This window comes from Nonomuraea sp. NPDC050733, assembly GCF_040654215.1.
Classification (GTDB): Bacteria; Actinomycetota; Actinomycetes; order Streptosporangiales; family Streptosporangiaceae; genus Nonomuraea.
Genome location: NZ_JBFAHO010000049.1, coordinates 1 through 26538 on the forward strand (window position 1 = coordinate 1; position 26538 = coordinate 26538).

Consider the following 26538-nt stretch of genomic DNA (forward strand, 5'->3'; position numbering starts at 1 on the left):
CGCCGGGCCGGCTGCCGGGCGGTGCTCCGCGCCACCTACATCGACGCGCTGCGCGGCGTGCTGGTCACCGTGGGCGTCGCCGCGTTCCCCGACGAGCGCGCCGCCGCCCGCGCCACGGCGGCCTTCCCGCAGGCGGGGGAGCCGGTTCCGGGTCTGCGTCCGCTCGCGTTCCGCGGCACGGTCGCCGACCGCTTCACCCCGTCCGTACGGCAGGCCGGGTCCGTACGCCAGGCCGGGCCGTACGTGGTGCTGACCACGGCGGGACAGGCCGACGGGCGGCCGGCGCGGACGGCGGGGGAGCAGCGGCCGGCCGTCTTCTCGTACGGGAGCGAGCTGGCCGCGCACGTCCTGCACGGCCTGACCACGCCCACCCTGCCCGACTGCGCGGCCCCGGAGTGGCGATGCTGAGCCCCCGGGCCCTGCGATGCCGGGCCCTGAGATTCCGGGCGGCGAGCGCCGGTGTGGTGGCGGCCGGGGCGGTGCTGGTCGCCGGGGCGCCCGCGCTGGCCGACGACGTCCGCGGCGAGCAGCAGCCGGTCATCGACACCCTGGAGCTGCCCAGGGCGTGGCGGGCCACCAGGGGCGGCGGCGTCACCGTGGCCGTGCTCGACTCGGGTGTGGACTCCCTGCACCGCGACCTGGCCGGCTCCGTGACCGTCGGCAAGGACTTCACCAAGGGCGCCAACCCGCCGGGCGTGCGCCCCCTCCGCCTGCACGGCACGTACATGGCCTCGCTCATCGCGGGCCACGGGCACGGCCCGGACGGCTTGCGCGGCGTCATCGGCGTCGCCCCGGAGGCCGACATCCTCTCGGTGCGGGTGATCCTGGAGGACGAGGAGCAGGGGTTCCGGGTGTTCAACACGCACCCGCGCTTCGAGAACGTGGTGGCGCGGGGCATCCGCTACGCCGTCGACAAGGGCGCCGACGTGATCAACCTGTCGCTGTCGAAGGAGCTGCCGACCAGGGAGGAGCGGGCCGCGATCGGGTACGCGATCTCCAGGGGCGTCGTGCTCGTGGCCGCGGCCGGTAACGACGGGGCGCGCGGGGGCGGCACCGGCCATGCGGCGCCGTACTCCTATCCGGCGGCGTTCCCCGGCGTGGTGGCGGTGGGCGCGACGGACCGGCGGCTGCGGCGAGCGACGTTCTCCAACGGCAACTCCTCGGTGGTGGTGGCCGCGCCGGGCGTCGACATCATGGGCGCGGGGCCGGGCGACCAGTACTGGATCGGCCGGGGCACCTCGCAGGCGACCGCGCTGGTCTCCGGAGTAGCCGCCCTCATAAAAGCGAAATATCCGGAAATGTCGCCGCCACTGGTCGCCCGAGCCCTCACCGCGAGCGCCACCGACCGGCCCCCGGGCGGCTACGACACGGGCACCGGTTTCGGCGTCGTGAACGCCCGCCGCGCCCTGGCCGAGGCCGCCCGGCTGGCCCGCCACACCGAGACCGCCACCGGCGGCCAGGCTCAGGACCCGGCCTACCCTGTGGGAGGCGGGCCGTCGGCCGCCGTCCAGGTGGTCGCGCGCGACCGGGACAGGGTCCACATCTACGTCGCCGTGGCCGCCGTGGCGGGGGGCGGGGCGCTGGCCTCCGTGGCCGCCGTGTACCTCCTGGTCAGGCGCGTGCGCCGCGCACACAGCCCCCAAGACGCATGATCCGCGTGCCAAGGGGGACGAAATACACACCGAGCGACCCCGGGAACGAGGCGGTGGTGAAGGCACGTAGGACGAATTCGGGGCTCCCGCGCGCTGGAGGGACACCGGGACGGCGAAATCCCCTGGGCTCCCAGTCCGGTCGCCGCTCGCGGGTGCGCGCCTGGCCGGCGGCCACCACCCGCGCCGGCACGGCCGCCCGGGAACGTGCCGAGCGGGAGGCACTGCGGCGTGGCGTGCGCTACCGCCGCTGGTTCGTCGTGCTCGTCGGCGCCGTCATGGCCATGTCGGCCGTCGTCGTGCTGCTCGGCACCGTCGGGCTGCTCGCCGAGACCCGCTCCCGCCCCCTGACCCCCGCCGAGCAGAACCGCTACAAGCAGGAGGAGATCGCCCGCCGCTGGCAGGCGTGGCCGGCCACGGGCGTGTTCCCGGAAGAGGTCAAGTACCAGGGACTCGACAGCGCCCAGCAGTACGCCCGGCGCGTCGGCATCGCCCCCGAGACCGAGTGCCGCGGGGGCGTTGACGCCTCGGTGGCCGCCGTCCTCGACGACCACGGCTGTGTGACCATGCTCCGCGCCACGTACGTGGACCAGACGGCCACGTTCGTGTTCACGGTCGGCGTGGCCGTGCTCAAGGACGAGGAGGCCCGGCTGTCGGCGACCGAGCAGCTCAGCCAGGACGACCGGGTGGGCGTGCTGCCCGTGGCGTTCCCCGGCACGGTGACCGAGCGGTTCGGCACCGAGCAGCGCCAGCGCGCCGGCTGGGTGGGCGCCGGGCCGTACATCGTGTTCTCCACCGCGGGCTACGCCGACGGGCGCACGCGCGCGGCCGTCCCGCCGGAGGAGATCCTGCACAGCGAGCTGTGGCCGGCCGCCAAGTCCATCGGCAACCAGATCGCCTACTTCCTCGCCGACCCGCCCAAGGTCCCGCCCTGCACCCAGGGGAACGTGTGCTGACCGCCGCCGTCCGCGTGCTCGCCGCCGCGGCCCTGACCCTGCAGTCCCCCGCCAGCGTCCCCGTACGGGAGCAGCAGCAGTGGGTGCTCGACGCGCTCAACGTCGAGCAGGCGTGGGCCGTCACCAAGGGCCGCGGCGTCACCGTCGCCGTCATCGACAGCGGCGTGGACCCGAAGCTCAAGGAACTGCGCGGCAAGGTGACGACGGGCCCCGACATGAGCACCTCGTCCGTGCAGCGCGAGGCCAGGCCCGGCGAGCACGGCACCGCCATGGCCGCGCTGGTCGCCGGCTCGGGCGCCGGGAACGGGCTGGTCGGCATCGCGCCCGACGCCCGCGTCCTGTCCGTGCCGCTGGCCCTGGACGAGGAGCCCGGCATCGGCACCATCGAGCCGCAGCCCGCCCCCCGTCCCGACGAGGACTCCGGCCTGGAGAGCCCGCTGGCCAGGGGCCTGCGCTACGCCGCCAACCACGGCGCCCAGGTCGTCAGCATGTCGATCGGCGGCTACGGCCCGCTCAAGTCCGAGCGCGAGGCCGTCTCGTACGCGCTCGGCAAGGGCGTGGTGCTGGTCGCCGCCGTGGGCAACGACGGGCAGACCGGTTACGCCCAGCAGAAGGGCACCTCCTACTGGAGCTTCCCCGCCGGCTACCCGGGTGTCATCGGCGTGGCGGCCGTGGACAGGCAGAGCAGGCGGGCCCCGTTCAGCAGCGACAACCTGTCCGTCCTCGTCGCGGCGCCCGGCGTGGGCGTGCCCGTGGCCAGGCTCGGGGGCGGCTACGCGCCGTCCGAGGGCACCAGCTCGGCCGGCGCGCTCGTCGCCGGGGTGGCCGCGCTGATCAAGGCCCGCTACCCCGCCCTGCCGCCCGAGCGGGTGGCGCAGGCCCTGTCGTCCAGCGCGCGGGGCCGTCCGGCGGCCGGGTACGACGACAAGGTCGGCTTCGGCGTGGTCGACGCGGGCGCCGCACTCAACGCCGCCGAGCGTCTCGCGCAGGCCAAGCCCGCGCCGGACGTGTCCGACGACCTGCACTTCGGCGAGGGCGAGGACAGCCCGGTGCCGTCGCCGCCCGGACCCGAGCCCTGGCGGCTCTGGCTGTTCGGCGGGGCCGCGCTCGTGGCGCTGGTCACGTTCAGCGGGGCGATCATGGCGCTCAATCAGCGTAGAGGGTGAAAGATCCGCTATGGTCCCGCGTCATGGGATACGAGCTGCGCGTGGTCCGGGAGGCGCCGATCGCCTACGCCGACCTCGCGAGGGCGATCGCGCCGGCCGGGTTCGAGCTGCGCGGATCGCGGGAGATCGTCGCCAGGCACGGCGGCGGCGCGCACACCGTGGCACGCTGGACCGACCAGGTGGTCGGCGAGCCCGGATCCGACTGGCAGGTGGCACAGCTCGTCCGGCTGGCCGCGCTTCTCGGCGCCCGGCTGGTCGGCGAGGACGGTGAGAGCTACACGGTGCGAGACGGCGTGGTCCAGGTGACGGCCGGCGGCACCACGACCGATCTGGGCAAGTTCGACGAGATCATCGACGCGGGTCCCGCCGCGTGGGGACCGTGACGCCGCGGGAGCGCCGGTGAACCCGTACGCCGAGCGCGTCCTCCAGGTGGTGGAGTCCATCCCGCCGGGTCGCGTCATGTCGTACGGCGACATCGCCGAGTATCTCGGCGAGGGCGGCCCGCGCCAGGTCGGCGCCGTGATGTCCACGTGGGGCGGCGGCGTGCCGTGGTGGCGCGTCGTGCACGCCGACGGCGGCGCCGCCTCGGCCGGTCATCTCCAGGAGTGCCTCGCGTACTGGCGTGCCGAGGGCACTCCCAGGCGGGGGGAGAAGGCGGACATGCGGGCCGCGCGCTGGGACGGGCGTTCAGTGGATTCTCAGTAAAACGTTTGAGCTGCGGATTCGCCCCGACGGTGTATCTGCGGTACGAGACTCCCCTTAGCATGGGCAAAACAGGTGATGGCGGTCCGAAAGGCGGTGCCCCCCATGGCCACCGGCGTAACAGCCCAGAGCCAGGGCGGAGTTCCGGCCGCCGATCGTCTGAAGGTAGTCCAGGATCTCTGCGATCGTGGCGAACCTCTCGACGTGATCATGCGCGCGGTCGGCCCCGGCGGTCAGGACGCGGCGTTCGACGCCCAGGTGCTCAGCGGTCCGCTGGGCGCGCGGATGGACGTCGCCGTCAAACGCGGGCCCGCCCGTCGGCGCGAGCTCGTCGCTCTGCTGCGCCCGTACCTCGCGGGGGTGGACGAGCGCGTCAAGCGCGACCTGCCCGTCGCCCGCCGCCTGATCTGCCACCTCGTCGAGCACCGCCCCGACGAGGAGCTCATCGACGGCGAGACGCTGGCGACGGCCGTCGCCGCCGCGGCCGAGCCGTCCAAGCGCATCCGCAAGGGCCTGCGCTGGTACGCCGACCTGCCGTTCCAGGACGAGCTGCCGTCCGCGCTGTACGAGCTGCGGCGCTCCGACATGGTGCCGGTCACCCACATCGACGACATCCAGTGGGTCGACGGCAAGTTGCGCATCACCGGGTTCGCCTACCTCGCCGGGCTGTCGGTGCGCAGCCGCCGCTTCAACTGGGCGACCGTCGTGCTGCGCGGGCCCCGCTGGCTGCCGCCTGTGCGCCTGCGGACCCGCCGGACGTTCGAGCCGGAGGCCACCCACGGCGCCCGCGAGCCGGGCTGCAACTACGACTGGTCGGGGTTCTCGGCCGAGCTGAGCCCGTGGTCGCTGCGCTGGCGCGGCGCCGTGCGCGGCATCGTCCACGCCGCCCGCCGCCGGATGCGCCACCGCCCGGCCGTGGCCGACGCCACGACGTGGCGGGCCGAGATCGTGTTCTGGAGCCGCGGCGCCCGGGCCACCGGCCTGCTGCGCGGCTCCTCGGTGGGCCGCCCCGAGCGTCCCGCCGGGCTCAAGCTGCGGCCCGGCTGGTGGGTCAGGCCCACGTGGACGTCCGACCGCGCCCTCCAGGTGGTCCTCCAGCCCAACCGGGCCGAGCTGACCGGCGTCTCCGTCGAGGGCGACCGCCTGGAGCTGAAGATCTTCCTGCCCGGCCGTACCGTCACCAAGGGGCACGCCCGGCTGGGCGGCCACCGCATGGCGGCCGACTTCACGCCCAAGGACGGCGGCACGGAGGTCGTGGTCGTCCAGGCCGTCTCCGCGCTGCTCCACGAGAAGGACGGCCGGCGGCTCTGGGTCGAGCCCAAGGGCGACCCGGCGGCCTCGGTCATGCTGGCCGACCTGGTCGACACCCGGGCCACCATCGGCGACCGCGAGATCACCGTGCTCGGCGACCGGCGTGACCGCGTCATCGTCTCGGCCCACCGCATCCGCCCGGTGATCTCCTCGGCCGTGTGGGACGGGTCCGCCCTGGTGCTGCGCGGGCGCTACCCCGACGCCCCCGGGCACCGCGTCCTCACCCTGCGCCACCGCTCCGGGCTCTGTTACGGCATCCCGATGGAGCGCGACGGCGAGAGCTTCTCCGTCCGGATCACACCCTCGGCCATGGACCGCTTCGGCGAGAGCCTCCCGCTGTCCTCCGGCACCTGGAACATGTCGATCCGCCACCCCTCCGGCGAGATCGTCCCGCTGCGCATGGACCACGCCGCCCTGCCGGGGCTGGACGAGGAGCCGCGCGAGCTGGGCGGGCACACGTTCCGGATGGTGTCCACCCGCTTCGACGTGCCGGTGATCACGGTCGAGGAGTCGCGGCCCGCCGACGAGAAGGGCGTGGCCGGCACCCACGTGCTGCGCCGGGTCTTCTACCCGGCCCAGCGCACCGAGCCGCTCACCGACGCGACCGTGTACGTGGTCAACGACGGCCGGCTCTACGCCGACAGCGTCCGGGCCATCTATGAGGAGCGGTTGCGGCGCGGCGACGACCGCGAGCACATCTGGATCGTCAAGGACGGCGCGTTCACCCCGCCGGGCGGCGCCACCGTGGTGCGCGCGGGCAGCCGCGAGCACCACGCCGCGCTGGCCAGGTCCCGCTACATCGTGACCAACTCCTTCCTGCCCGTCTGGTTCCGGGCCCGCGAGGACCAGATCGTCCTGCAGACCTGGAACGGCACCCCGGCCAAGCACATCGGCAACGACCAGCCGCACATGGCCCGCGACCCCCGGCCGCCGATCTGGCACCGGCAGGCGGCCGAGGTACGCGGCTGGGACGTGCTGCTGTCGCAGTCGCCGTGGGCCACGCCGGTGCTGCGCAAGGCGTTCGGCTACCAGGGCGAGGTCCTGGAGAGCGGGCTGCCGCGCAACGACGTGCTCACCTCGCCCGACCGCGAGCGGCTGGCCGCGCAGGTGCGCGATCGGCTGGGGCTGGCCGAGGGCAAGCGGGTGGTGCTGTACGCGCCGACGTACCGCGACTACGACCGTAAGAACGCCATGGTCAAGCTCGACCTGGCCAAGGCGCGGGAGGAGCTGGGAGCCGACCACGAGCTCCTGGTCCGGGCCCACCCCATGCAGGCCATGCCCGCTGTCCCCGACATCGCCCACGACGTCACGACTTATCCGGATATGGCGGATTTGTTGCTGGTGGCGGATGTGCTGGTCACGGACTACTCGTCCGTCATGTTCGACTTCGCCGCCACGGGCCGCCCCATGGTCTTCTACGCGTACGACCTGGCCAAGTACTCCTCCCGGCGCGGCCTGTACGTGGACCTGCCGGAGATCGCCCCCGGCCCGGTCCTGTCCACCTCGGCCGAGGTCGTCGAGGCCCTACGCTCGATCGACCAGGTGGCGGCGGCCCACCGGGACCGCTACGACGCCTTCCGCGCCACCTACGCCCCGAGAGACGACGGCAAGGCCACGGCCCGCGTGGTGGACCACCTCTTCTCCTGACGCGAAAGTTCTCCTGACGCGAAAGCTCTCCTGACGCGAAAGCTCTCCTGACGCGAAAGCTCTCCTGACGCGAAAGCTCTCCTGACGTGGAAGGCCCCGGCACTGCCGGGGCCTTCCACGTCAGCGCGCGCCCGGGCAGCGATGGGACGCCCCGGCCTGACAGGAGGCCCCACCGGCCGGCATCCGCTTCGCCGAGGCCGTCCTGCCCGCAGGCGCTCAATGCCGAGCACGCCGGCGCTCGGCGAGGCGGCCCCACGCCGATGCGACAGCGATGGAGACGACCAGCAACACGGCGCTTCCGGCGACGTCGAGCACATAGTGGTTCCCCGTGGTGAGCACGACCGCCGTCATACCCAGCGGAAAGATCCACGCCAGCAACGCCCATCGCGGATGGGAGACCCGCAGCGCGCACCACACGGCATACGCACACCACAACGACCACCCCACGTGCATGCTGGGCATCGCCGAATGAATGTTCTGGCCGCTCTGGATCTCTCGTGAGGCATGGGCGCCCAGGAGGTCGTTCTCGGCGATGATGTCGACGACGCCCGGTAGGGCGAGCCGTGGGGGCGACATGGGCAGCGCCCAGTAGACGGGCAGCACGAGAACGAGCATCACGACGAGGGTCCGGCGCACCTTGACGTAGACCCCGGAATGCCGGACGAAGACCCACACCAGCACGCCGATGATCGCGAGGTAGTACAGGCGGTAGTAGTACACCGCCGGCTGGATGAGGGCCGGATGCTCGGTCAGCCACTGGTTGGCCCGCAGCGCGATGTCCAGGTGGGCCGCTCGCTCGATGGACTGCAGGGCCAGAGCGTTGGCGGTGGCGGCCGCGGCGTCCTTCCCGGCGGCGGCATGAAGCCGTGAGAAGAGCAGGATCACGAGCAGCAGACCGGCCGCTTCGACGAGCGGGGCGGGGCGTCCACCCGTCCTCCCGACGAGTGCGGCTGACCGCGCACGAGCGACCAGGCACGATAATCGGCCGGCGACCACCTCACGTGGGCTCACGCGGGTCACCCTAACTCAGCCCGGTCCCTTGCCGGCAGGGATGGTGACTGCACGTGCGCGCCCAAAGGCCTTCGCTCTCGGCGCTTCGCGCCGGGGGCTCAGCCGTTCTCCCAGCCGGGCCCGGTCCCGGCCCCTGGAGGCCCTCGCTCCGCTCGGCCGCCTTCCTGAGGGCGGGCTGCGCCCGCCGGCTTCGCCCCAGGTGCGGCGTGGGACGCACGCACGCGGAACCCGCTGACACGCGGTACCGGCACAGCCCCTGGCATCGCGAGGTGACCCCGAGATCCGGAGACCACGGGGTGACGGATCAGCTCGCCCCCAGGCGGGGAAGCCGGGACATGAAGCTCATGGCCCGGCGAAGGAGCGGCACGGTCACGGATCCGCCGCCCACCAGGGCGATCTGCAACGTCTCGAGCACCTCATCACGGCTGACCCCCTCCTCGTTGCAGCGTTCCAGGTGGTAGTAGACGCACTCCTCACAGTCCTTCATCACGGACACGACGAGGCCGAGCAGTTCCTTTGTGGTGACGGGCAGGGCGCCCGCCTGGTAGGCGGCGGCGTCCAGGGCGAAGAACGACTCGAAGAACTCACCGCTGCCGCGCAGCCGCTCGTTCCCCTCCGCGCGGGCCAAGCGGAAAGCCTCAGGCGAAGGGGTGGCGGCGTGATCGGGGTGAAGACGCGTGGACTCAGACATGCGGCCACTCTGAGGCAGTGAGCCGCTCAAAGGCCAACAAAGGTTCCTGACCCCCGCATCAGAAATACTTATCGAGCTCCGGCGGGTCAGGCTCCGGGTCGCTCGCCGGCGGACGGGAAGATCTCGGTCTCCGGACGAACCAGCGGGCGCCCTCCCGCTTGACGCTGATCGTCTTGACGATGCCTGCCACGCGGCGGTGCTGGTGGACGCGCACCTGCCCGATGCCGAGCAGGTAGACGCGCGTCACCGGATCACGCGGCTGGGAGTCCCAGCTCGCGCCGTTCTTGACGGCAGGCCACTGCACGGTGTCGAACCGGCCCCGGCCCTTGAAACGCGGATACCCGGCTTTGTGCCCGGCCTTGGCTCTGCGGAAGAACGCGGCGAATGCCTTGTCCAGACGGCGCAGGGTCTGTTGCTGGGAGCCTGCCGACCAGCGGCCCTGACCGTCGGGGTCCGCCTTGCGGATCTCCTTCAGTTCCGCCGCCTGGTCGCCGTAGCCGATCGTGACACCGGCCTTGCCGTAGGCGGTGCGGCGGTGCTCCAGCGCGGCGTTGTACAACTGCCGATGATCCTCCAGGCACTGTGTGAGCGCGGCGGCCTGCTTGACGGTGGGGCGCAACTGGAACTTGAACGACCTGCGCACGCCCACCTCCCACGCTCTGTAACGAGACGACCACGATACCGGCTGGCGCCGGCCGGGCACCGGCAAAACTAGGACATCCGTGATGTGCGTACCTGGCGATCAGGGCTCGCTCGGGCCTATCGCTCCAGCTCCTCCGCCGTCCGCGAGCTCGCTGCCGGGCCACTCGCGCGGGGTCTGCAGGAGTGACAGCAGAGTCAGCAGGCGGGCGGAGGTGCCGGACATGTCCCTCAGGATGCCCTAAACGCGTCAGGCCTTCGCGTTCACGACACTAGGATCATGGTCGTCGCAGCATCGAGAGGGGACCGACGTGGCCGAGACGCCGGATCAGTGGAAGAGCGCCATCGACACGACGCGCCCCAGCATCGCCCGCGCCTATGACGTCGTGCTCAACGGCAAGGACAACTTCGAGGTCGACCGCGCGTTCGTCGCGGAGATCGTGAAGGTGGTCCCCGAGATCTACGACGTGGCCACGTACAACCGGCAGATCCTCGGCCGGGGGGTGCGGTTCCTCGTCGAGCAGGGCGTCAGCCAGTTCATCGACCTCGGGTCGGGGCTGCCGACCCTGGAGAACACCCACCACGTCGCCCAGCGCGCGAACCCCGACTCCCGCGTCGTCTACGTCGACAACGACCCGATGGTGCTGGCCCACGGCAGGGCGCTGCTCGCCGAGAACGACCGCACCGCCGTCGTCACCTCCGACCTGCGCGACCCCTCGGCCATCCTCGCCGACAAGGACGTCAGGCGGCTCATCGACCTGGACCGGCCGGTCGGCGTGATGCTGGTCGGCATCCTGCACCACCTGCACGACGACGAGGACCCCCGGGGCATCGTCGAGAAGTACATGGCGGCGGTGCCGTCCGGCAGCTACCTGTTCATCACCCACTTCTGCGCCTCCAGCGAGGAGTCCCGCGAGGCGGAGAAGAAGTACCTCGCCCTCCTCGGCACGGGCCGCTTCCGCACGGAGAAGGAGATCACCGGCTTCTTCGACGGGTTCGAGCTGCTGGAGCCGGGGGTCGTCCCGCTGCCCCTGTGGCGCCCGGACGGCCCGGTGCCGGCGGAGCTGACGGTCGGCCAGCGCCTCATGTACGGCGGCATCGCCCGCAAGCCCTGACCCCGGCCCGCAGGGGGTCAACCCGCGGCGTCGAACTCCAGCTCCGACCAGTCGATCACCAGCGGGATGGGGTTGCTCACGAGCGGCGTCTCGCCGAGCTCGTCCTTCATGAAGGTGCCCATGTGCTTGTAGAGCCTTGTGGCGGGATCGAGCCGGTAGCGCTCGATCATGGAGACGCCCGTGCGGTCCAGTCGGACGACCCAGTAGTGCGGGATGCCCGCCTTCGCGTACTCGCCGAGCTTGTCCGTCGTGTCCTGGGTCTCCGAGCCGGGGGAGACGATCTCCACGGCGAGAAGGACGTGCTGGGCCCGCAGCCGCTCACCGCCGTCCCGGTCGAGACAGCGGTAGAGGACCACGTCGGGGCGCCGGTTCAGCAGGGGGACGTCACGCAGACGCAGGTCCACGTCGTTGTTCACCGTCAGACAGCCGTGGCCTTCCTTCGCCGCCGCGCGAGCGTGACGTTCGAGCAGGTTCGCGAGTCGCCTTCCGGCGATCTGATGGTCGGGCGTGGGAGCTTCGCAGTAGACGACGAAGCCGTCGACGATCTCGATGGCTTTCGCGATCTCCTCGGGCAGGAGCTCGTATTCCTCTGCCGTAACGCGTGATGGCTGGGGGCGAATGGTGAGGAGCCAGCTGTCGTCAGGCAATGCTGTCATTCGCGTCTCCAGATCAGGTGTTCACTCGGCATCTCAGCGTAAGGGCTGACCCTTCCTCGAAGCCGAGGAAGGCGGAAGGCCGTGCGAAGGAGAGTAGGGAAAGGGTCAAAAAGGCTGCGTAGGGCATGAACCGCCCGGTCGGGGGATAGGGAAGCGGAGAGGGATCCAGTCCGGAGGCGACGTCATGACCGAGGCCCAGACCCGTTCGTCCGACAGCGCCGGGCCGGCGGACGGCTCCGCCAGACGGTTCACGCTGGACCTGCCGATGATGAGCATCGAGGTGCGCCCTCCACGGGTACGTCTGCCGCGCGTGTCGATGCCGCGTCTGCCCGTTCCCAGGATCAACCGTCAGGAGATGGGGCACGCCGCCGACGTCGCGCGGTCGATGCTGCCGCCGCCCGAGCGGGTGGCCTACTACGGGGCCCTGGGGGCGATGGCGGTCATGGGCGTGATCGAATGGCCCGTCGCGGCGGCCATCGGCGCGGGCGCGATCATCGCGCAGCGGGCCCGTACGGGGGAGACCTCCATGGGGAGCGTCGTCGGCGGCACCACCGCGCGGGAGTCCCAGGCGACGCGGGCGGCGGCCGAGGCGGTCGCACGCGCGGCCTCCACGGCGCGGACGTCCCCGGCGACGCGCGGCCGGGGCGGAACGTCCACGAGGGCGAGGAGCGGACCCGCGAACAGCGCGCCGTCATCGGAGGCCGCGGCCGCCTCCACGACGAGAAGGGGCGCCGCCTCTCCGAGGAGCCGGGGCGCCTCCTCCGGCCAGAAGGACTCCGGCACCTAGCGCCCACACCAGCGGCCGTCCACGCGTACGGGGCGGCCTGGACCCGTCATCGGCCGGTCCGGTGAGCCAGAGCCCCCGGCCGGGCGATGAGCGAGTGCCTGAGACGTCCGTCTGTCCGACCTTCCCCCGGCAGGACACACCTGTTCGACGGGAGAAGGAGAACACATGCGGTTGCCCGGCGTGCACGCCGTTGCCGGCGCGCTGCTGACCATGCTTCCCGAGCCGGTCCGAGGGCTGCTCCCGCGCCCTCGGGGGGTCCGCGCGTGCCCGGGTGGGGTGCGGGTCGAGCTGCGCGCCCTGGGCGGGCCGGGCACGGAGCGGGCGGCCCGCGTCCTGGAGGAGCGCCTGCGCGCCGCCGGTGCCGAGCGGGCCGAGGTGAACGGCGTGCTCGGCTCCGTGTACGTCTCCTGCGACCCTGACGCGTCGGAGCTGGACAAGTTCGTGGCGATCGTCGAGGAGCTGGACGAGGGGACACGGGACTCGCCAGGCGGCTCCGGCATCCAGGACCCCGGCGTCCAAGAGGATGCGGACAGGGAGTGCGTGCGGGCGCTCGACGGTGTGGAGCAGCAGGCGCGCGCCGCCGTGAGCCTCGGCCTGCACCTTCTCGGCGCCGGCGCGGCGCTGGCCGGGCAGGTCGTCCGGGTGCCCGGGCTGCCCCCGTTGGTCCCGGCCCTGGTCTCCCTGGTGGAGCACACCCCGCGGATCCGCCGCGAGCTGGAGGATCGGGTCGGCAAGCCGATCGGCGACGCGCTGCTGACGACCGGGCGGATCACCACGCACACGCTCGCGCTGCGGCCCGTCTCCCTGCTCGTCGACTCCGTCGCGGCGGCCGGCCGGCTCGTGGAGGCGCGTGCGGGGCGCGCGGCGTGGGAGCGGCGCGAGGAGGTCTTCGCCGCCGAGGACGGGGCCTACCGCCACATTTGCGCGGCGGTCCCGCCGCGCGGGGCGCCGTTGCCGCGCGGGCCCGTCGAGAGGTACGCGGACGCGGCGGGCATGCTGGCCGTGGCCGGGCAGGGCGTGACCACGTTCCTCAGCCGCGATCACCGGCGGGGGCTGACCATGCTGGTCGCCGGGGTGCCGAAGGCGGCGGCCCTGAGCCGGGCCGCGTTCACCAGCGCGGTGGTGCGCGCGCTGGCGGGGCGGGACACGATCGTGCTGGATCGTGAGGCGCTGCACCGGATGGACCGCGTGGACACGGTCGTCGTGGACGCCGGTCTGCTGACCACGGGCGCGTGGGCGATCCACGGCATCGTGCCGCTCACCGCCGCCAAGGATCTGAAGGGCGCGCAACAGGCCGGTGTGGAGGAGTTGCACTCCCGGCTGTACACGCTCATCGACCTCACGGACCGCTCCGCCCCGGTGGCCCGCCGGGAGATCGACGGCTGGAGCGTCGCCCCGTACGAGCCGGCCGGGACGATCGGCGGCGGGGAGCCCGCCGAGGTGGGGCGATGGCGGGACGAGGGGATCCGGCTGGTGGCGGTCGCCAGGCACGGCGTGGTGGCCGCCGTCGTCGGGCTGGAGCCCGAGCTGCACCCGCTGGCCGAGGCTCTCGTCGCCGCCCCGGGGCGCGGGTGCGAGGTGGTGCTGGCCGGCGGCGATCCGGGGCTGGCCGGGCGGCTGGGCGTGGAGCGGGTGGTGCGCGGGGGATCGCGGCTGGCCTCCGAGGTGCGGGCGATGCAGGCCGGCGGGCACGGCGTGGCGGTGGTGTCGCAGCGGGGCGGGCGAGCGCTGGCCATGGCGGACGTGGGCGTCGGCGTGCTCGGCAGGCCCCGCCCGGTCCCGTGGGACGCCGACGTGATCGGTGGGTTCGAGGGGGCGCACCTGCTGCTGCGCGGTCTGCCGTACGCGAGGAAGGCCGGCCGGCGCGGCGTGCGGGTGGCCGCGGCCGGCGCGGCGGTGGGTGCGGGGCTGGCGTTCCTGGGCCCGGCGCGGACGGCGCTCGCCCGGGTGCACCTGGTGGGCAACGGCACGTCCGTGGCCGCGCTCGTCGTGGGGGAGTGGACGGCCCGCCGCGCGCGCCGGGAGATGCCGCCGCCGCCCGTCGACCACACGCCCTGGCACGCCATGGCGGCCCGCGACGTGCTGTCCAGGCTCGACACGTCTCCTGACGGGCTCGCGGAGGAGGAGGCGGCGCGACGGCGGGCGGCGCCGGTGACGCCGCGGGCAGGGCCGCGCTCGCTGGCCCGCGCCTGTCTGGAGGAGATCGCCAACCCGCTCACGCCGGTGCTCGCCGCGGGCGCGGGCGTGTCGCTCGCCGTCGGCTCGGTGCTGGACGCCGCGCTGATCAGCGGCGTGATGGGCGTCGGCGCGCTGCTCGGCGGCACGCAGCGCTGGCACGCCGACCGGATCCTGCACCGTCTCACCCGGATCACGGCGACGGATGTCCGGCTGCGCCGCCCGGCCGGCGCGGTGGCCGGCGTCGCGGACGGCCTGGTGGTGGGCGACGTGATCGAGCTGCGCGCGGGCGACGCGGTGCCCGCGGACGCGCGGCTGGTCCAGGCGTCGGGCCTGGAGGTGGACGAGTCGACGCTGACCGGTGAGTCGCAGCTCGTGGCCAAGGGCGAGGCGCCGACGGCGGCGCCGGCCGTCGCGGACCGGACGTCGATGGTGTACCAGGGGACGACGGTCGCGGCGGGTCACGGCCTGGCCGTGGTCGTGGCCACCGGCGAGGCGACCGTGGCGGGCAGGACCGCCAGGCTGTCCGCGACCGCGCCGCCGCCGACCGGGGTGGAGCTGCGGCTGCGCGCGCTGAGCCGCCGCATCCTGCCCGTCGCCGTCGGGTCGGGCGTGGCGCTCATGGTGACCGAGCTGCTGCGGGGCACCCCGATGGCCGCCGCGGTCGCGCCCGCCGTGAGCCTGGCGGTCGCCGCCGTTCCCGAGGGGCTGCCGTTCGTGGCGACGGTCGCGGAGCTGGCGTCGGCCAAGCGGCTGTCGGCCCGCGACACGCTCGTACGGAACCCGTCCACGATCGAGGCGCTGGGCCGCGTGGACGTCCTGTGCTTCGACAAGACCGGCACCCTGACCGAGGGACGCATCAGCCTGGGCCGGGTGTCGGACGGGCGGACCGAGCGGGCCGTGGACGAGCTGACACCCGAGCTGCGGGCCGTCGTGGGCGCCGCGCTGCGGGCGTGCCCCCGCCACGAGGACGGGCGCGCCATCCCGCATCCCACGGACCGGGCCGTGGTGGAGGGCGCGGAGCGGCTGGGCGTGTCACCGGAGGACGGGCTCCAGGGATGGCGGCGGGTGGACGAGCTGCCGTTCGAGCCGGCGCGCGGCTACCACGCCGTCCTGGGGACGTACGGGGACATGACGGAGGACCCGGGCGGCGCGGCGCGGCAGGTGCTGAGCGTCAAGGGCGCGCCCGAGGTACTGCTCAGCAGCTGCACGGAGCTGCGGCGCGGCGGGGGGACGGTGCCGCTGGACGAGGCGGCGAGGCGGGAGCTGGAGGAGGAGGTGGACCGGCTCGCGCGCCAGGGCCACCGGGTGCTGGCGGTCGCCGAGCGGCCCGCCTCCAGCCGCGCCGACCTCGACGAGTCCAGGATCGAACGGCTGAGCTTCCTCGGCTTCCTCGGCCTGGCCGACCCGGTGCGGCCCACCGCCAGGCGCAGTGTGGAGGGGCTGATGCGCGCCGGCGTCCGCGTCGTCATGATCACCGGTGACCACCCGAGCACGGCCGAGGCCATCGCCGCCGAGATCAACGCCCTGAACGGCGGCCGGGTCATGACCGGCCCGGAGCTGGAGGAGCTGGACGACGACGCGCTGGCCGGGGCGCTGCCGGACGTCGCGGTGTTCGCCAGGGTCACGCCGGAGCACAAGGCCCGGATCGTCGCCGGGCTGCGCCGCATGGGCCGGGTGGTCGCCGTCACCGGCGACGGCGCGAACGACGTGCCCGCCATCCGGCTCGCCGACGTGGGCGTGGCCCTGGGCTCCCGCGCCACCCCGGCCGCCCGCGCCGCCGCCGACATCGTGGTGGTGGACGAGCGCATCGAGACGATCATCGACGCGATCGTGGAGGGCCGGGCGATGTGGGGGTCGGTGCGCGACTCGCTGAGCATGCTGCTCGGAGGGAACCTCGGCGAGATCGTGTTCACCGTCGGCTCCAGCCTGCTGACCGGGCGCAGCGCGCTCAACACCCGCCAGCTCCTCCTCGTGAACCTCCTCACCGACATGCTCCCCGCCATGGCCGTGGCGGTGCGGCCGCCGAGTGCCGCGGACCCGGACCGGCTCCTCACCGAAGGGCCGGAGGCGTCACTGGGTGCCGCCCTGACCCGCGACATCTACCTGCGGGCCGTCACCACCGCCGCGGCGGCCGCGGCGGCGTGGCTGCTCGGCCGCATGACCGGCACACGTGACCGGGCCGACACGATCGGGCTCGTCGGGCTGGTGGGGGCGCAGCTCCTGCAGACGCTCGTCGTGGGCGGCCGGGACCGGCTGGTGCTGCTGGCCTCCCTCGCGTCGCTGGCGGCGCTCGCGGTGATCGTCTCGGTGCCGGGGCTGAGCCGGTTGTTCGGCTGCCGTCCGATCGGGCCGCTGGGGTGGGGGATCGCGCTCGGCTGCGCCGCCGCGGCGGTGCTGCTCGAAAGGGCACTCGAACGGGTGGACGCGCGTCGGCCATCCCGCGTTCGTCTTTCGGACACATAAGATGCCGCCCAACGCCAGATTTGTGGTGAAATATGGCGTTACATGCCGTTTTCTCCTGTGAGGTATCTCATGCCCGATCTCCTGGTCTCGATCCTGGCCAAGGCGGCGCTCATGGTGGCCGAGGCCCTGCTGGCACGCCTCATCCACGCCCTCGTCACGACGTTCCTGCGGACCCCCGGAGTCCGCCTCGCCTGACCTCACAGTGGCGTGTCGCCGCGCGAACCCCTCCCCGTGTCGCTAACGTGAGCGGATCGTCTCCGCGAGACCGGTCAACTCGGCACGATCTACCCCTGTGGTCTGATGGAATCTAGTGCTGTGAGTGGTCAGACCTGGCGGTTGGTGCGGCGCGGGAGCGCGAGGCCGGCGGAGCCCCCTGTGCTCGATGAGCACCAGCGTGCCGTGGTCGCCCACGGGAGCGGGCCGCTGCTCGTCCTCGCCGGACCGGGCACGGGCAAGACGACGACCATCGTGGAGTCGGTGGTGGACCGCATCGAGCGCCGGGGCGCCGACCCCGAGCGGGTGCTGATCCTCACCTTCAGCCGCAAGGCCGCCGGCGAGCTGCGCGAACGCGTGACCGCCCGGCTGCGGCGCACCACCCGCACGCCGCTGGCCCTGACGTTCCACAGCTACGCGTACGCGCTCCTTCGCCGCGAGGCCGTGCTGGCGGGCGAGCCGCCGCCCCGGCTGCTGACCGGGCCCGAGCAGCTTCTGGAGATCCGGCGGCTGCTCCACGGCGAGCTGGAGGACGGCGCCACGGAGTGGCCGCGCACGCTGCGGGAGGCGCTGAAGACCCGGGGGTTCGCCGAGGAGCTGCGCGACCTGCTGTCGCGCGCGGCCGAGCGGGGTCTGGACGGCGACCGCATCGAGGAGCTCGGCAGGCGCCACGGCCGCGACGACTGGGTCGCGGCCGGCCGGTTCGCCCGGCGCTACGACCGGCGCTTCGACCTCGACCCGGAGCCGGCGCTCGACTACACCGAGCTGATCCGGGCGGCGGCCGCGCTGCTGGCCGACCCGGAGGTGCGGCGCAGGGAGCGGGCCGCGCACGACGTGGTGTTCGTGGACGAGTACCAGGACACCGACCCGGCGCAGGAGATGCTGCTGTGGCAGCTCGCGGGCGACGGGCGCGACCTGGTGGCCGTGGGCGACCCCGACCAGTCGATCTACGGGTTCCGGGGGGCCGACGTGCGCGGCATCATGGGGTTCCCGCAGCGGTTCCGCACCCTCGACGGCCGGGACGCCCCGGTGCTGGCGCTGCGGGTCTGCCGCCGCAGCGGCGCGGACCTGCTGGAGGCCACCCGCCGCCTCGCCGCCCGTCTCCCGGCCGCCCCCCTGCCGGACCCGGCGCCGTCCCGGACTCCCGTACCGGTCCCGGCGCGGACCCCGGCCGAGACCCCGGCGCCCGCGCGGGCACGGACGCACGGCCACCGGGAGCTGCTGTGCCTGCCCGACACCGACCCGGGCGACGTGCGGGTGCTGCTCGCCGACAGCACCAGCCAGGAGGCCGCCGTCGTGGCCGACACGCTGCGCAGGGCCCACCTCATCGAGGGAGTGCCCTGGCACCGGATGGCCGTCCTCGTGCGCTCGGCGATCCGCCAGGTGCCGCTGCTGCGGCGGGCGCTGGTCAGCGCGGGCGTGCCGACGATGGTGGCCGGTGACGAGGTGCCGATCGCCCAGGAGCCGGGCGTACGGCCGCTGCTGACGATGCTGCGTGTGGCCCTCGACCCCCCGTCGCTGGACGAGGCGGTGGCCGAGGAGCTGCTGACCGGCCCGCTGGGCGGCACCGACATGATCGGCGTCCGGCGCCTCCGCCGAGCCCTGAAGATCGCCGAGAACGAGGCGTACGCGCTCACCGAGCCGGAGCCCGCCGTACCCGACCTGGACGAGCGGGAAGAGGAGCAGCGGGAAGAACAGCAGCGGGAAGAGGAGCGGCCGGAAGAGCCCGAAGCCCGCGACCGGCCCCGCACGTCCGGCGAGCTGCTCGTCGCGGCGCTGAAGGACGCCCGCGAGCTCACCCGCGTCGAGCCGCACATCGCCCTGCCCGCCGAGCGCGTCGCCAAGCTGCTGGTCACCGCCCGCGAGGCCGTCCTCCAGGAGGGCACGGCCGAGGACGTCCTGTGGGCGATCTGGCAGGCGAGCGGTCTGGCCGAGCGGTGGACCGAGCTGAGCCTGGGCGGAGGCGCCCGCGGCGCGCAGGCGGACCGCGACCTGGACGCGGTGGTGGCGCTGTTCGACCACGCGGCCCGGTTCGTGGACCGGATGCCGAAGGCCGGGGCCGAGGTGTTCCTGGACGACCTCGCCGCGCAGGAGATCCCGGGCGACACGCTGGCCGACCGGGCCCCCGACGGCGACGCGGTGCGCGTGCTGACCGCCCACCGCTCCAAGGGCCTCGAATGGGACGTGGTGGTCGTCGCCGGGGTGCAGGAGGGCGTGTGGCCGGACCTGCGGCTGCGCGGGTCGATGCTGGGCGCCGACGACCTGGTGGAGCTGGCCGAGGGCGCCAGGCCGAACGCCGCGTCCCTGGCCTCGAAGCTGCTGGCCGAGGAGCGGAGGCTGTTCTACGTCGCGGCGACGCGGGCCCGGCGCAGGCTCGTGGTGACGGCCGTGGGCGGCGAGGACACCGACGAGCGGCCGTCGAGGTTCCTGAGCGAGCTCATGCCGGGTGCGGTGGAGACGGCCACGGTGGACGACCGGGCGCGCTGGCTCAACATGGCGGCGCTCGTCGCCGACCTGCGCAGCGCCGTCACCGACCCGACCCGGCCCGCCAAGGTGCGCCGCAAGGCCGCCCAGCAGCTCGCCCGGCTGGCCGCCGCCGGCGTGCGGGGCGCCCACCCCAACGAGTGGTACGCCCTGACGACCATGACCGACGACCGGCCGCTGAGCTGGCCCGACGACACCGTCAGCATCTCGCCGTCGGCGGTCGAGAGCTTCACCAAGTGCGGGCTGCGCTGGTTGCTGGAGACGGCCGTCGGCGCCGCCGGCACCAGCAGCGCCCAGGGGCTCGGCACGATCATCCACGCGCTGGCTGTGCTCGCCTCCACCGACCTGCCGAACGAGGACCTGCTCGGCAGCCGCCTGGACGAGATCTGGCACGAGCTCGACTTCGGCGGCGTCTGGTTCAACCGCAAGCAGCGCCAGGTCGCCGAGCAGATGATCGGCAAGTTCCTGCGCTGGCACAAGGAGAACCCCCGCGAGCTGGTCGCTCTGGAGGAGGCGTTCGTCGCCACGGTCGGCGACGGCGTGCAGATCAAGGGCCGCGTCGACCGGGTCGAGCGTGACTCCGAGGGCCGGGCGGTGATCATCGACCTGAAGACCGGCGGCTCCAAGCCACGGCCGGGCGAGCTGGACCGCCACCCGCAGCTCGGCGTGTACCAGCTCGCCGCGCTGCTCGGCGCCTTCGCCCGCCACGGCATGACCGAGCCGGGCGGCGCCGCGCTGGTCCAGCTCGGCAAGGCGGGCGGCCGCAACGAGGCGCTGGAGCAGCGCCAGGGCGCCCTCGCCGACGACCCCAACCCCGGCTGGGCCGCCGACCTGGTCGACACCGTGGCGACCGGCATGTCCGGACCGTACTTCCAGGCCAGGGCGAACGACGGCTGCCGTACCTGCGCCGCCAAGGCCAGCTGTCCCGTCAACGACAGCGGAGGCCAGGTGTGCTGAACCCCGTCGAGCTGGCCGGGAAGCTCGGCGTCCTGCCGCCGACCCCCGAGCAGGCCGGCGTCATCGAGGCGCCCCTCGAACCCATGGTCGTCATGGCCGGCGCCGGCTCCGGCAAGAGCGAGACCATGGCCGGCCGCGTCGTCTGGCTCGTCGCCAACGGCCTGGTCAAGCCGGGCAACGTGCTCGGCCTGACGTTCACCCGCAAGGCCGCCGCCGAGCTGGCCACCCGCGTCAGGGAGCGGCTGAACGGCCTGGCCGAGGCGGGCCTGGTGACGCCGGACGCGCTCGACGAGGAGCCGACCGTGTCCACCTACCACGCCTACGCGGCCCGCCTGGTCACCGACCACGCGCTGCGCGAGGCGCTGGAGCCGACCATGCGGCTGGTCACCCCGGCCGTGTCCTGGCAGCTCGCCTCACGGGTGGTCGCCGCCTACGACGGGCCGATGGACCGCGTCGAGCTGGGCCCGCCGTCCGTCACGGCCGCCGTCCTGGAGCTCGCGGGGGAGCTGTCGGAGCACCTGCGCGGCGCCGGAGACGTGCGCCGGCTGGGCGACTGGCTGCGCGACCAGCACGAGAGGCTGCCGGGCCGCGTCACGCAGGCCCAGCACCGGCCGGTCAACGTCCAGGCGGCCAGGGAGCAGTTGCTGCCGCTGGTGGAGGCGTACGAGCGGCTCAAGCGGGCGCGCGAGGTCATCGACTACGGCGACCAGATGGCGCTGGCCGCCCGTATCGCCGCGAACCACAAGGAGGTCGGCGAGATCGAGCGGTCCCGCTTCGCGGTGGTGCTGCTCGACGAGTACCAGGACACCAGCCACGCCCAGCTCGTCCTGCTCCGGAGCCTGTTCGGCGGCGGCCACCCGGTGACGGCGGTCGGCGACCCCTGCCAGTCGATCTACGGCTGGCGCGGCGCCTCGTCCGGCAACCTGCGCCGCTTCCCCCGCGACTTCCGCACCGGCACCGGCGACCCGGCCCCGGTGCGGCAGCTCAGCGTCAGCTTCCGCAACGGCGACCGGGTCCTCGACGTGGCCGCCCGCGTCCAGCTCCCGCTGCGCATGGAGGCCCGCGAGGTGCCCGTCCTCGTGCCCGGCCCGAACCGGGTGGACCGGGGCCGCGTCACCTGCGCCTTCCACGAGACCGCCGAGGACGAGGCCCGGTGGGTCGCCGACGGCCTGGCCGCCGTCCTCGGCCGGGAGGTCGCCCCCGACGGCCTGCCGTGGGGCGAGGGCGAGCGCAAGAAGACGCTCGCGATCCAGCCGCAGGACGTGGCGATCCTGGCGCGCAAGCGCTCGCAGTTCCCGGCGCTGCGCAAGGCGCTGGAGGAGCGCGACATCCCGGTCGAGGTGGTCGGCCTGGGCGGCCTGCTCACCGTCCCCGAGGTCAGCGACATCGTCGCGACGCTCCGCGTCCTGTACGACCCGACGGCGGGCGACGCGCTGGCCCGGCTGCTGGCCGGTCCGCGCTGGCGCATCGGCCCCGCCGACCTGCGGGTGCTCGGCCAGTACGCCCGCGAGCTGAACCGCGAGACCCGCGCGGGCAACCGCGGGCACGACCCGCTCGACCAGGTGGTGGCCGACCTGGCCGAGGAGCGCGGCAGCCTGGTCGACGCGCTCGACGAGCTGCCCGACCGGGAGGAGTGGCTGGAGTCGTTCTCGCCGCTGGCCGGCGCCCGGCTCGTCGCGCTCGCGCAGGAGCTGCGCCAGCTCCGCGCGCACACCGGCCAGCCGCTGCCCGACCTGATCACCGAGGTGGAGCGGCGGCTCGGGCTGGACATCGAGGTCGCCGCGCGCGGCGGCACGGTCAGCGCGTTCGCGGCGCGGGCCGACCTCGACGCGTTCCTGGACGCGGCCTCGCGGTTCGCGGGCGACTCCGAGGACCCGACGCTCGGCGCGTTCCTCGCCTACCTCCAGGCGGCCGAGAGCGAGGAGTTCGGGCTGGAGGCCGGCCGGGTCGGCGACAGCAACAGCGTGAAGCTGATGACCGTCCACGCCTCCAAGGGCCTGGAGTGGCCGATCGTGGTCGTGCCCGGTCTGTCGCAGCTCGTCAGCTCCAAGGGCACGATCGCCACCGGCAGCATGTTCCCGGCCACGCCCGTCACCAACAGTCGCTGGACGGAGAACGCCCGCAAGCTGCCCTACCCGCTGCGCGGCGACGCCGCCGACCTGCCCCGGCTGCCCGGCCTGGCCAAGGAGGACCTGGCCGGGTTCGACGAGGCCTGCCGGGAGCGCGACCTGATGGAGGAGCGGCGGCTGGCGTACGTGGCCGTCACGCGCGCCCACTACCACCTGATCGCCTCCGGCTACCGGTGGGGCAGCGCCACCAGGCCGCTGGAGCCGTCGGACTTCCTGCTGGAGATCCGCGACACCGCCGACAAGGTGGCGTTCTGGGCGCCCGACCTCGAAGAGGGGGCCTCGAACCCGCTGCTGGCCGAGCCGGCCGCCGCCGTCTGGCCGGTCACACCCGAGGGCCTGCGCTACGAGTCGGTCCTGGACGGCGCCCGGCTGGTCGAGGACGCGCTGGCCGGGTCGCTCGCCCCGGCCGAGGACGAGCCGCTGCGCCCGTTCGAGGAGGAGCGCGTGCGCGCCTGGGAGCGCGACACGGACCTGCTGCTGCGCGAGCGGGAGCTGCACCGCAGGCGTGGCGCCACGACCGTCGAGCTGCCGTCGAAGCTGACCGTGTCGTCGCTGGTGACGCTCGCCGCCGACGCCGGCGAGCTGGCCCGCAGGATCCGCCGGCCCGTCCCGGTCAAGCCGGCTCCGCTGGCCCGGCGCGGCACCTCGTTCCACAAGTGGCTGGAGACCCGCTGGGACCAGCAGCGGCTGCTCGACGACTTCGACCTCGACCTGGTCGAGGAGGTGGAGGAGGCCGACGTGCGGCTGGCGGACCTCCAGGAGCGGTTCGAGCAGAGCGAGTGGGCCGAGCGCCGGCCGCTCGACCTGGAGGTGCCGTTCGAGACCATGATCGCCGACCGGCTGGTGCGCGGCCGGATGGACGCGGTGTTCGAGCTGCCGGACGGCCGCTACGAGGTGGTCGACTGGAAGACCGGTGAGCCGCCCAGGGGCAGGAAGGCGCGGGCCGCGTCGGTGCAGCTCGCCGCCTACCGGCTGGCCTGGTCGCACCTGGCCGGCGTGCCGCTCGACCGGGTCAGCGCCGCCTTCCACTACGTGCGCGCCAACCGGACCGTGCGCCCCGTGGACCTGCTCGACGCCGACGGCCTGGTGGCGCTCGTCGAGGCCGTGCCGGTCAGACCGTCAGATGGCGGAACTCCGGGTGAGGGTGCATGAGGAAGGCGTGGTGGGAGATGTTCCAGGCGTAGGCGCCGGCCATCGCGAACACCACCACGTCGCCGGCCCGCACCGAGGTGACGACGTCGCGGGCGAAGACGTCCTTGGGCGTGCAGAGCTGCCCGACGAGCGTGACCGGCTCGTCCGTCACCCCCTGGCCCCGTCCCTCCGGCAGCACCTCGAACGGCTGGTCGTGCCCCTTGGCGACGGGCGTGCGCAGATGGTGGGTGCCGCCCAGCAGGATCGCGTACGCCCGGCCGTGCACGCGCCTGACGTCCACGACGCGGGTCGCGTAGAAGCCGCAGTACGCGGTCAGCGCCCGGCCCGGCTCGATCCGCACCCGCTGCCCCGGACGCCGCAGCCGGGCCAGTCCCTCGCCGTACGCCGCCCAGCCGAACCTCGCCTCCGGCGCGGAGTAGTCCACGGCCATGCCGCCGCCCAGGTTGACCTCGTCGTGATCGGTGTCGAGCAGGTGGCGGGCCAGGCGGAGCAGCTCGGGCGCGTCCAGGCCGCTCGCCAGGTGGGCGTGCACGCCGCGCAGCCGTACGTGATCGGTGAACAGCGGCAGGCACTCCGCCACCCCCGCCTCGTCCATCCCGAACGGCCCGCTCATCGTCAGCGCGGCACCCTCGACCGCGAGCCCGGGGTTGAGCCGCAGCAGCACGTCGGCCTCCAGCCCGGTGGCCAGCAGGCGGCGCAGCTCGCCGGGCGACTCGACGTGGAGACGGTGGTGCGGCAGGCGCAGCTCGGCCTCGGTCTTGCCCGGCCCGCCGAGCGCCAGCGGCTTGCCCGGGAACAGCGCCGACACGTGGGCGTGCTCGCCGCCGGACGACACCTCGAACCCGTCCACGTGCGGCTCCAGCACGCGCAGCAGCTCGGGGTCGGGGTTGGCCTTGACCGCGTAGTACAGCTCGACGCCCGGCAGGGCCTGCCGTACGGACCGGGCATGGGCGTCCAGGCCGGGCAGGTCGTACAGGTACGCGGGGAGGTCGCCGAGGCGGGCGGCGGCGTCGCGGACACCGGCGGGGATCATGCGAGGGGGTTCGCGATCGGCACGTACCCGGCGGCCCGGTCGGCGGCGCGGGCCCAGCGGACCGCGAGGTTCGCCTTGGCGGGCAGCGGTGCGCCCGCCAGCAGCTCCGGCAGGGGCAGCGGCCGGCCGAGCCGGTCGGCCTCGGCGGCGAACACGGCGCGGGCCGCCCGCCACAGCTCGCGCAGCAGCTCATCGCCGCCCCGCGCCGCGACGGTCGCGGCCACCTCGGTGAGGTGGTTGACCAGCAGGCAGTAGACGACCCGGGCCCAGCCGCGCTCGGCGTCGTACGTCAGCGCCTCCGCCACGCGGGACGGCACGCCACCCAGGTCGTGGCGGCCGGCGACCAGCTTGGCGCCCTCCAGGTCGCGGAAGACCGCCTCGCGCGGCAGGCCGGTCGCGTCGAGGCCGACCAGGACGTTCTGCAGGTGCGGCTCCAGGACCACGCCGTGCGTGAAGAACAGGTCGAGGACGGGCGGCGCCACCACCGACACGTACGCCGTCCACCATCCGAGCGGGTCCCGCTCCATCGCCTGCGCCCCGTACGGGGCCGGCCCGCCCGCCGCCGGGTCCAGGGCGAGCGCCGCCGCCAGCACCGGCGCCACGCCGGGGGAGCACACCCGCCACGGGCTCTCCCGGACGATCACCCCGAGCCCTTCCAGCAGCCGCGTGCCCAGGGCGGCCGACCGGTACCCCGGCTCCCGCAGCCACCGCGCGCCCGGGAACACCGCACGCACCCGCTCGAACACCGGCCCGAGCCGCGAGGTCAGCTCCACCGCCCCGGCCAGCTCGTACCAGGCGTTCTTCCGCACGCAGTTGGTGATCCGCACGTCCAGGCTGAACTTCAGGCACACCCCCGCGTCCGGCGCGTACACCGTCCTGACCGACGACGTCGGCGACACCGACGGCCCCGGCCCGAGGTCGGTCAGCGCGTCGCCGAGCGCCGGGCCCAGCCGGTCGAGCAGCAGGTCGAGCTGCCACGGGTGCGCGGGCAGCAGCCGGCGCCCGCGTGGCGCCTCGCCCAGCAGGTCGAGGGCCGACGCGTCGCCGTCCTCGGCCAGCACGTCCTCGCGGACCGCGAGCAGCCGCACGGGGAAGCGGGCGTGCGTCTCGGGCGCGTACCGCTCCCAGAGGTCACCGCCGCGCGCCTTGGGGCTCGGGTGGAACGGATGCCCGAACACCAGCGCCTGCTCGGAGGCGAGCCACGGGTCGGCCGGCGGCTCGGCCTCGGACCGCGCCAGCAGGATCGCCGCCATCGCCTCCCGGCTGGCCGCCACCTGCCCGGCGAACTCCTCGTTCGGCCCGCCCTGGAGCTCGGTCCCGCGCAGCTCGGCCTCCGCCAGCCGTACCAGCTCGTCCGAGGTCAGCGGCCGCCACGCGCCGCGCTCCAGCCGCTCCGGCGGCCCGTCGAAGCGCAGCGCCGCGCCCCCGCGCGTGCGCGCCCGCAGCAGCGTGCCCCCCACCCGCAGCAGCACGTACGGCGGCGCTGGCCACACCAGGCCGCGCGGCCCGGCCACCTCGCGCACGCAGCAGCGCAGCAGCGCAGCCAGCGTCGCCTCCTCGGCCGGCGAGCTGGGCGCACCGAGGACCAGACCGTGCATG

19 protein-coding genes and 1 pseudogene are annotated in these 26538 nt (G+C 74.1%); 13 read left to right on the top strand and 7 right to left on the bottom strand.

Going from position 1 to position 26538, the window contains the following annotated elements; translation table 11 throughout:
* The 7 genes and pseudogenes from AB0H64_RS39760 to AB0H64_RS39790 form a co-directional block, all read left to right on the top strand.
* Positions 1-408: pseudogene (locus tag AB0H64_RS39760) on the top strand (hypothetical protein); the annotation flags it as partial.
* Positions 402-1652 carry a S8 family serine peptidase gene (locus AB0H64_RS39765; protein WP_357635613.1) on the top strand — a complete coding sequence of 417 codons (1251 nt, stop codon included), beginning with the start codon at positions 402-404 and terminating at the stop codon, positions 1650-1652. The pseudogene AB0H64_RS39760 and the gene AB0H64_RS39765, both read left to right, overlap by 7 nt.
* Before the next feature lie 152 nt (positions 1653-1804).
* On the top strand, positions 1805-2605 hold the full coding sequence (locus tag AB0H64_RS39770) for a hypothetical protein (protein ID WP_357635615.1): 801 nt from the start codon (positions 1805-1807) through the stop codon (positions 2603-2605).
* The gene (locus AB0H64_RS39775) at positions 2599-3771 is read left to right on the top strand and encodes a S8 family serine peptidase (RefSeq protein ID WP_357635618.1); all 1173 of its coding nucleotides are present in this window, start codon (positions 2599-2601) and stop codon (positions 3769-3771) included. The genes AB0H64_RS39770 and AB0H64_RS39775 overlap by 7 nt, the downstream gene beginning before the upstream one ends.
* A 23-nt stretch (positions 3772-3794) precedes the next feature.
* Positions 3795-4154, top strand: coding sequence for a hypothetical protein (locus AB0H64_RS39780; protein ID WP_357635621.1), 360 nt, complete (start codon positions 3795-3797; stop codon positions 4152-4154).
* Positions 4155-4170: 16 nt separating this feature from the next.
* The gene (locus AB0H64_RS39785; RefSeq protein WP_357635624.1) at positions 4171-4476 is read left to right on the top strand and encodes an MGMT family protein; all 306 of its coding nucleotides are present in this window, start codon (positions 4171-4173) and stop codon (positions 4474-4476) included.
* Between the two features lie 207 nt (positions 4477-4683).
* Positions 4684-7431 (top strand): CDP-glycerol glycerophosphotransferase family protein, encoded by a 2748-nt coding sequence (locus AB0H64_RS39790; RefSeq protein WP_357635727.1) that lies wholly within the window; start codon positions 4684-4686, stop codon positions 7429-7431.
* Between the two features lie 216 nt (positions 7432-7647).
* Here AB0H64_RS39790 and AB0H64_RS39795 read toward each other — a convergent pair whose 3' ends face one another.
* The 4 genes from AB0H64_RS39795 to AB0H64_RS39810 form a co-directional block, all read right to left on the bottom strand.
* Positions 7648-8442 (bottom strand): phosphatase PAP2 family protein, encoded by a 795-nt coding sequence (locus AB0H64_RS39795; protein ID WP_357635626.1) that lies wholly within the window; start codon positions 8440-8442, stop codon positions 7648-7650.
* Between the two features lie 304 nt (positions 8443-8746).
* Positions 8747-9070 (bottom strand): carboxymuconolactone decarboxylase family protein, encoded by a 324-nt coding sequence (locus AB0H64_RS39800; RefSeq protein ID WP_357635629.1) that lies wholly within the window; start codon positions 9068-9070, stop codon positions 8747-8749.
* Between the two features lie 121 nt (positions 9071-9191).
* Positions 9192-9776, bottom strand: coding sequence for a transposase (locus tag AB0H64_RS39805; RefSeq protein ID WP_357635632.1), 585 nt, complete (start codon positions 9774-9776; stop codon positions 9192-9194).
* Positions 9777-9875: 99 nt separating this feature from the next.
* Positions 9876-9998, bottom strand: coding sequence for a hypothetical protein (locus AB0H64_RS39810; protein WP_357635739.1), 123 nt, complete (start codon positions 9996-9998; stop codon positions 9876-9878).
* Between the two features lie 85 nt (positions 9999-10083).
* Here AB0H64_RS39810 and AB0H64_RS39815 point away from each other — a divergent pair, with 85 nt between their 5' ends.
* Entirely contained in the window at positions 10084-10887 is an 804-nt protein-coding gene (locus AB0H64_RS39815; protein WP_357635635.1) for an SAM-dependent methyltransferase, read from the top strand.
* A 17-nt stretch (positions 10888-10904) separates the two neighbouring features.
* Here the strand turns inward: AB0H64_RS39815 and AB0H64_RS39820 are convergent, their stop codons facing one another.
* Complete coding sequence (locus AB0H64_RS39820; protein WP_357635638.1) at positions 10905-11543, bottom strand: Uma2 family endonuclease; 639 nt, start codon at positions 11541-11543, stop codon at positions 10905-10907.
* A 184-nt stretch (positions 11544-11727) separates the two neighbouring features.
* Here AB0H64_RS39820 and AB0H64_RS39825 point away from each other — a divergent pair, with 184 nt between their 5' ends.
* From AB0H64_RS39825 to AB0H64_RS39845, 5 genes are all read left to right on the top strand, one after another.
* Positions 11728-12330, top strand: coding sequence for a hypothetical protein (locus AB0H64_RS39825; RefSeq protein WP_357635641.1), 603 nt, complete (start codon positions 11728-11730; stop codon positions 12328-12330).
* 165 nt (positions 12331-12495) lie between these two features.
* Positions 12496-16971 (top strand): HAD-IC family P-type ATPase, encoded by a 4476-nt coding sequence (locus AB0H64_RS39830; protein WP_357635644.1) that lies wholly within the window; start codon positions 12496-12498, stop codon positions 16969-16971.
* A gap of 69 nt (positions 16972-17040) precedes the next feature.
* The gene (locus AB0H64_RS39835; RefSeq protein WP_357635647.1) at positions 17041-17166 is read left to right on the top strand and encodes a hypothetical protein; all 126 of its coding nucleotides are present in this window, start codon (positions 17041-17043) and stop codon (positions 17164-17166) included.
* 180 nt (positions 17167-17346) lie between these two features.
* Positions 17347-20625: an ATP-dependent DNA helicase gene (locus tag AB0H64_RS39840; protein WP_357635650.1), complete on the top strand. Its 3279-nt coding sequence runs from the start codon at positions 17347-17349 to the stop codon at positions 20623-20625.
* Positions 20619-23906, top strand: a complete 3288-nt coding sequence (locus AB0H64_RS39845; RefSeq protein WP_357635653.1) for an ATP-dependent DNA helicase — start codon at positions 20619-20621, stop codon at positions 23904-23906. Before AB0H64_RS39840 ends, AB0H64_RS39845 begins: the two co-directional genes overlap by 7 nt.
* Here the strand turns inward: AB0H64_RS39845 and AB0H64_RS39850 are convergent.
* Complete coding sequence (locus AB0H64_RS39850; RefSeq protein WP_357635656.1) at positions 23866-24939, bottom strand: type III PLP-dependent enzyme; 1074 nt, start codon at positions 24937-24939, stop codon at positions 23866-23868. The two genes, AB0H64_RS39845 and AB0H64_RS39850, sit on opposite strands and share 41 nt — an antisense overlap.
* A complete protein-coding gene (locus AB0H64_RS39855) occupies positions 24936-26537 on the bottom strand; it encodes an IucA/IucC family protein (protein WP_357635658.1) in 1602 nt (533 codons plus the stop codon). The genes AB0H64_RS39850 and AB0H64_RS39855 overlap by 4 nt, the downstream gene beginning before the upstream one ends.
* Position 26538 lies beyond the last annotated feature (1 nt).

What these genes read in the sequence shown, in the direction of transcription:
- AB0H64_RS39830 (WP_357635644.1), top strand. Translation starts at nt 12,496, where the DNA reads ATGCGGTTGCCCGGCGTGCACGCCGTTGCCGGCGCGCTGCTGACCATG.
- AB0H64_RS39855 (WP_357635658.1), bottom strand. Translation starts at nt 26,537, where the DNA reads ATGCACGGTCTGGTCCTCGGTGCGCCCAGCTCGCCGGCCGAGGAGGCG.
- AB0H64_RS39790 (WP_357635727.1), top strand. Translation starts at nt 4,684, where the DNA reads ATGCGCGCGGTCGGCCCCGGCGGTCAGGACGCGGCGTTCGACGCCCAG.
- AB0H64_RS39835 (WP_357635647.1), top strand. Translation starts at nt 17,041, where the DNA reads ATGCCCGATCTCCTGGTCTCGATCCTGGCCAAGGCGGCGCTCATGGTG.
- AB0H64_RS39765 (WP_357635613.1), top strand. Translation starts at nt 402, where the DNA reads ATGCTGAGCCCCCGGGCCCTGCGATGCCGGGCCCTGAGATTCCGGGCG.
- AB0H64_RS39780 (WP_357635621.1), top strand. Translation starts at nt 3,795, where the DNA reads ATGGGATACGAGCTGCGCGTGGTCCGGGAGGCGCCGATCGCCTACGCC.
- AB0H64_RS39810 (WP_357635739.1), bottom strand. Translation starts at nt 9,998, where the DNA reads ATGTCCGGCACCTCCGCCCGCCTGCTGACTCTGCTGTCACTCCTGCAG.
- AB0H64_RS39825 (WP_357635641.1), top strand. Translation starts at nt 11,728, where the DNA reads ATGACCGAGGCCCAGACCCGTTCGTCCGACAGCGCCGGGCCGGCGGAC.
- AB0H64_RS39820 (WP_357635638.1), bottom strand. Translation starts at nt 11,543, where the DNA reads ATGACAGCATTGCCTGACGACAGCTGGCTCCTCACCATTCGCCCCCAG.
- AB0H64_RS39850 (WP_357635656.1), bottom strand. Translation starts at nt 24,939, where the DNA reads ATGATCCCCGCCGGTGTCCGCGACGCCGCCGCCCGCCTCGGCGACCTC.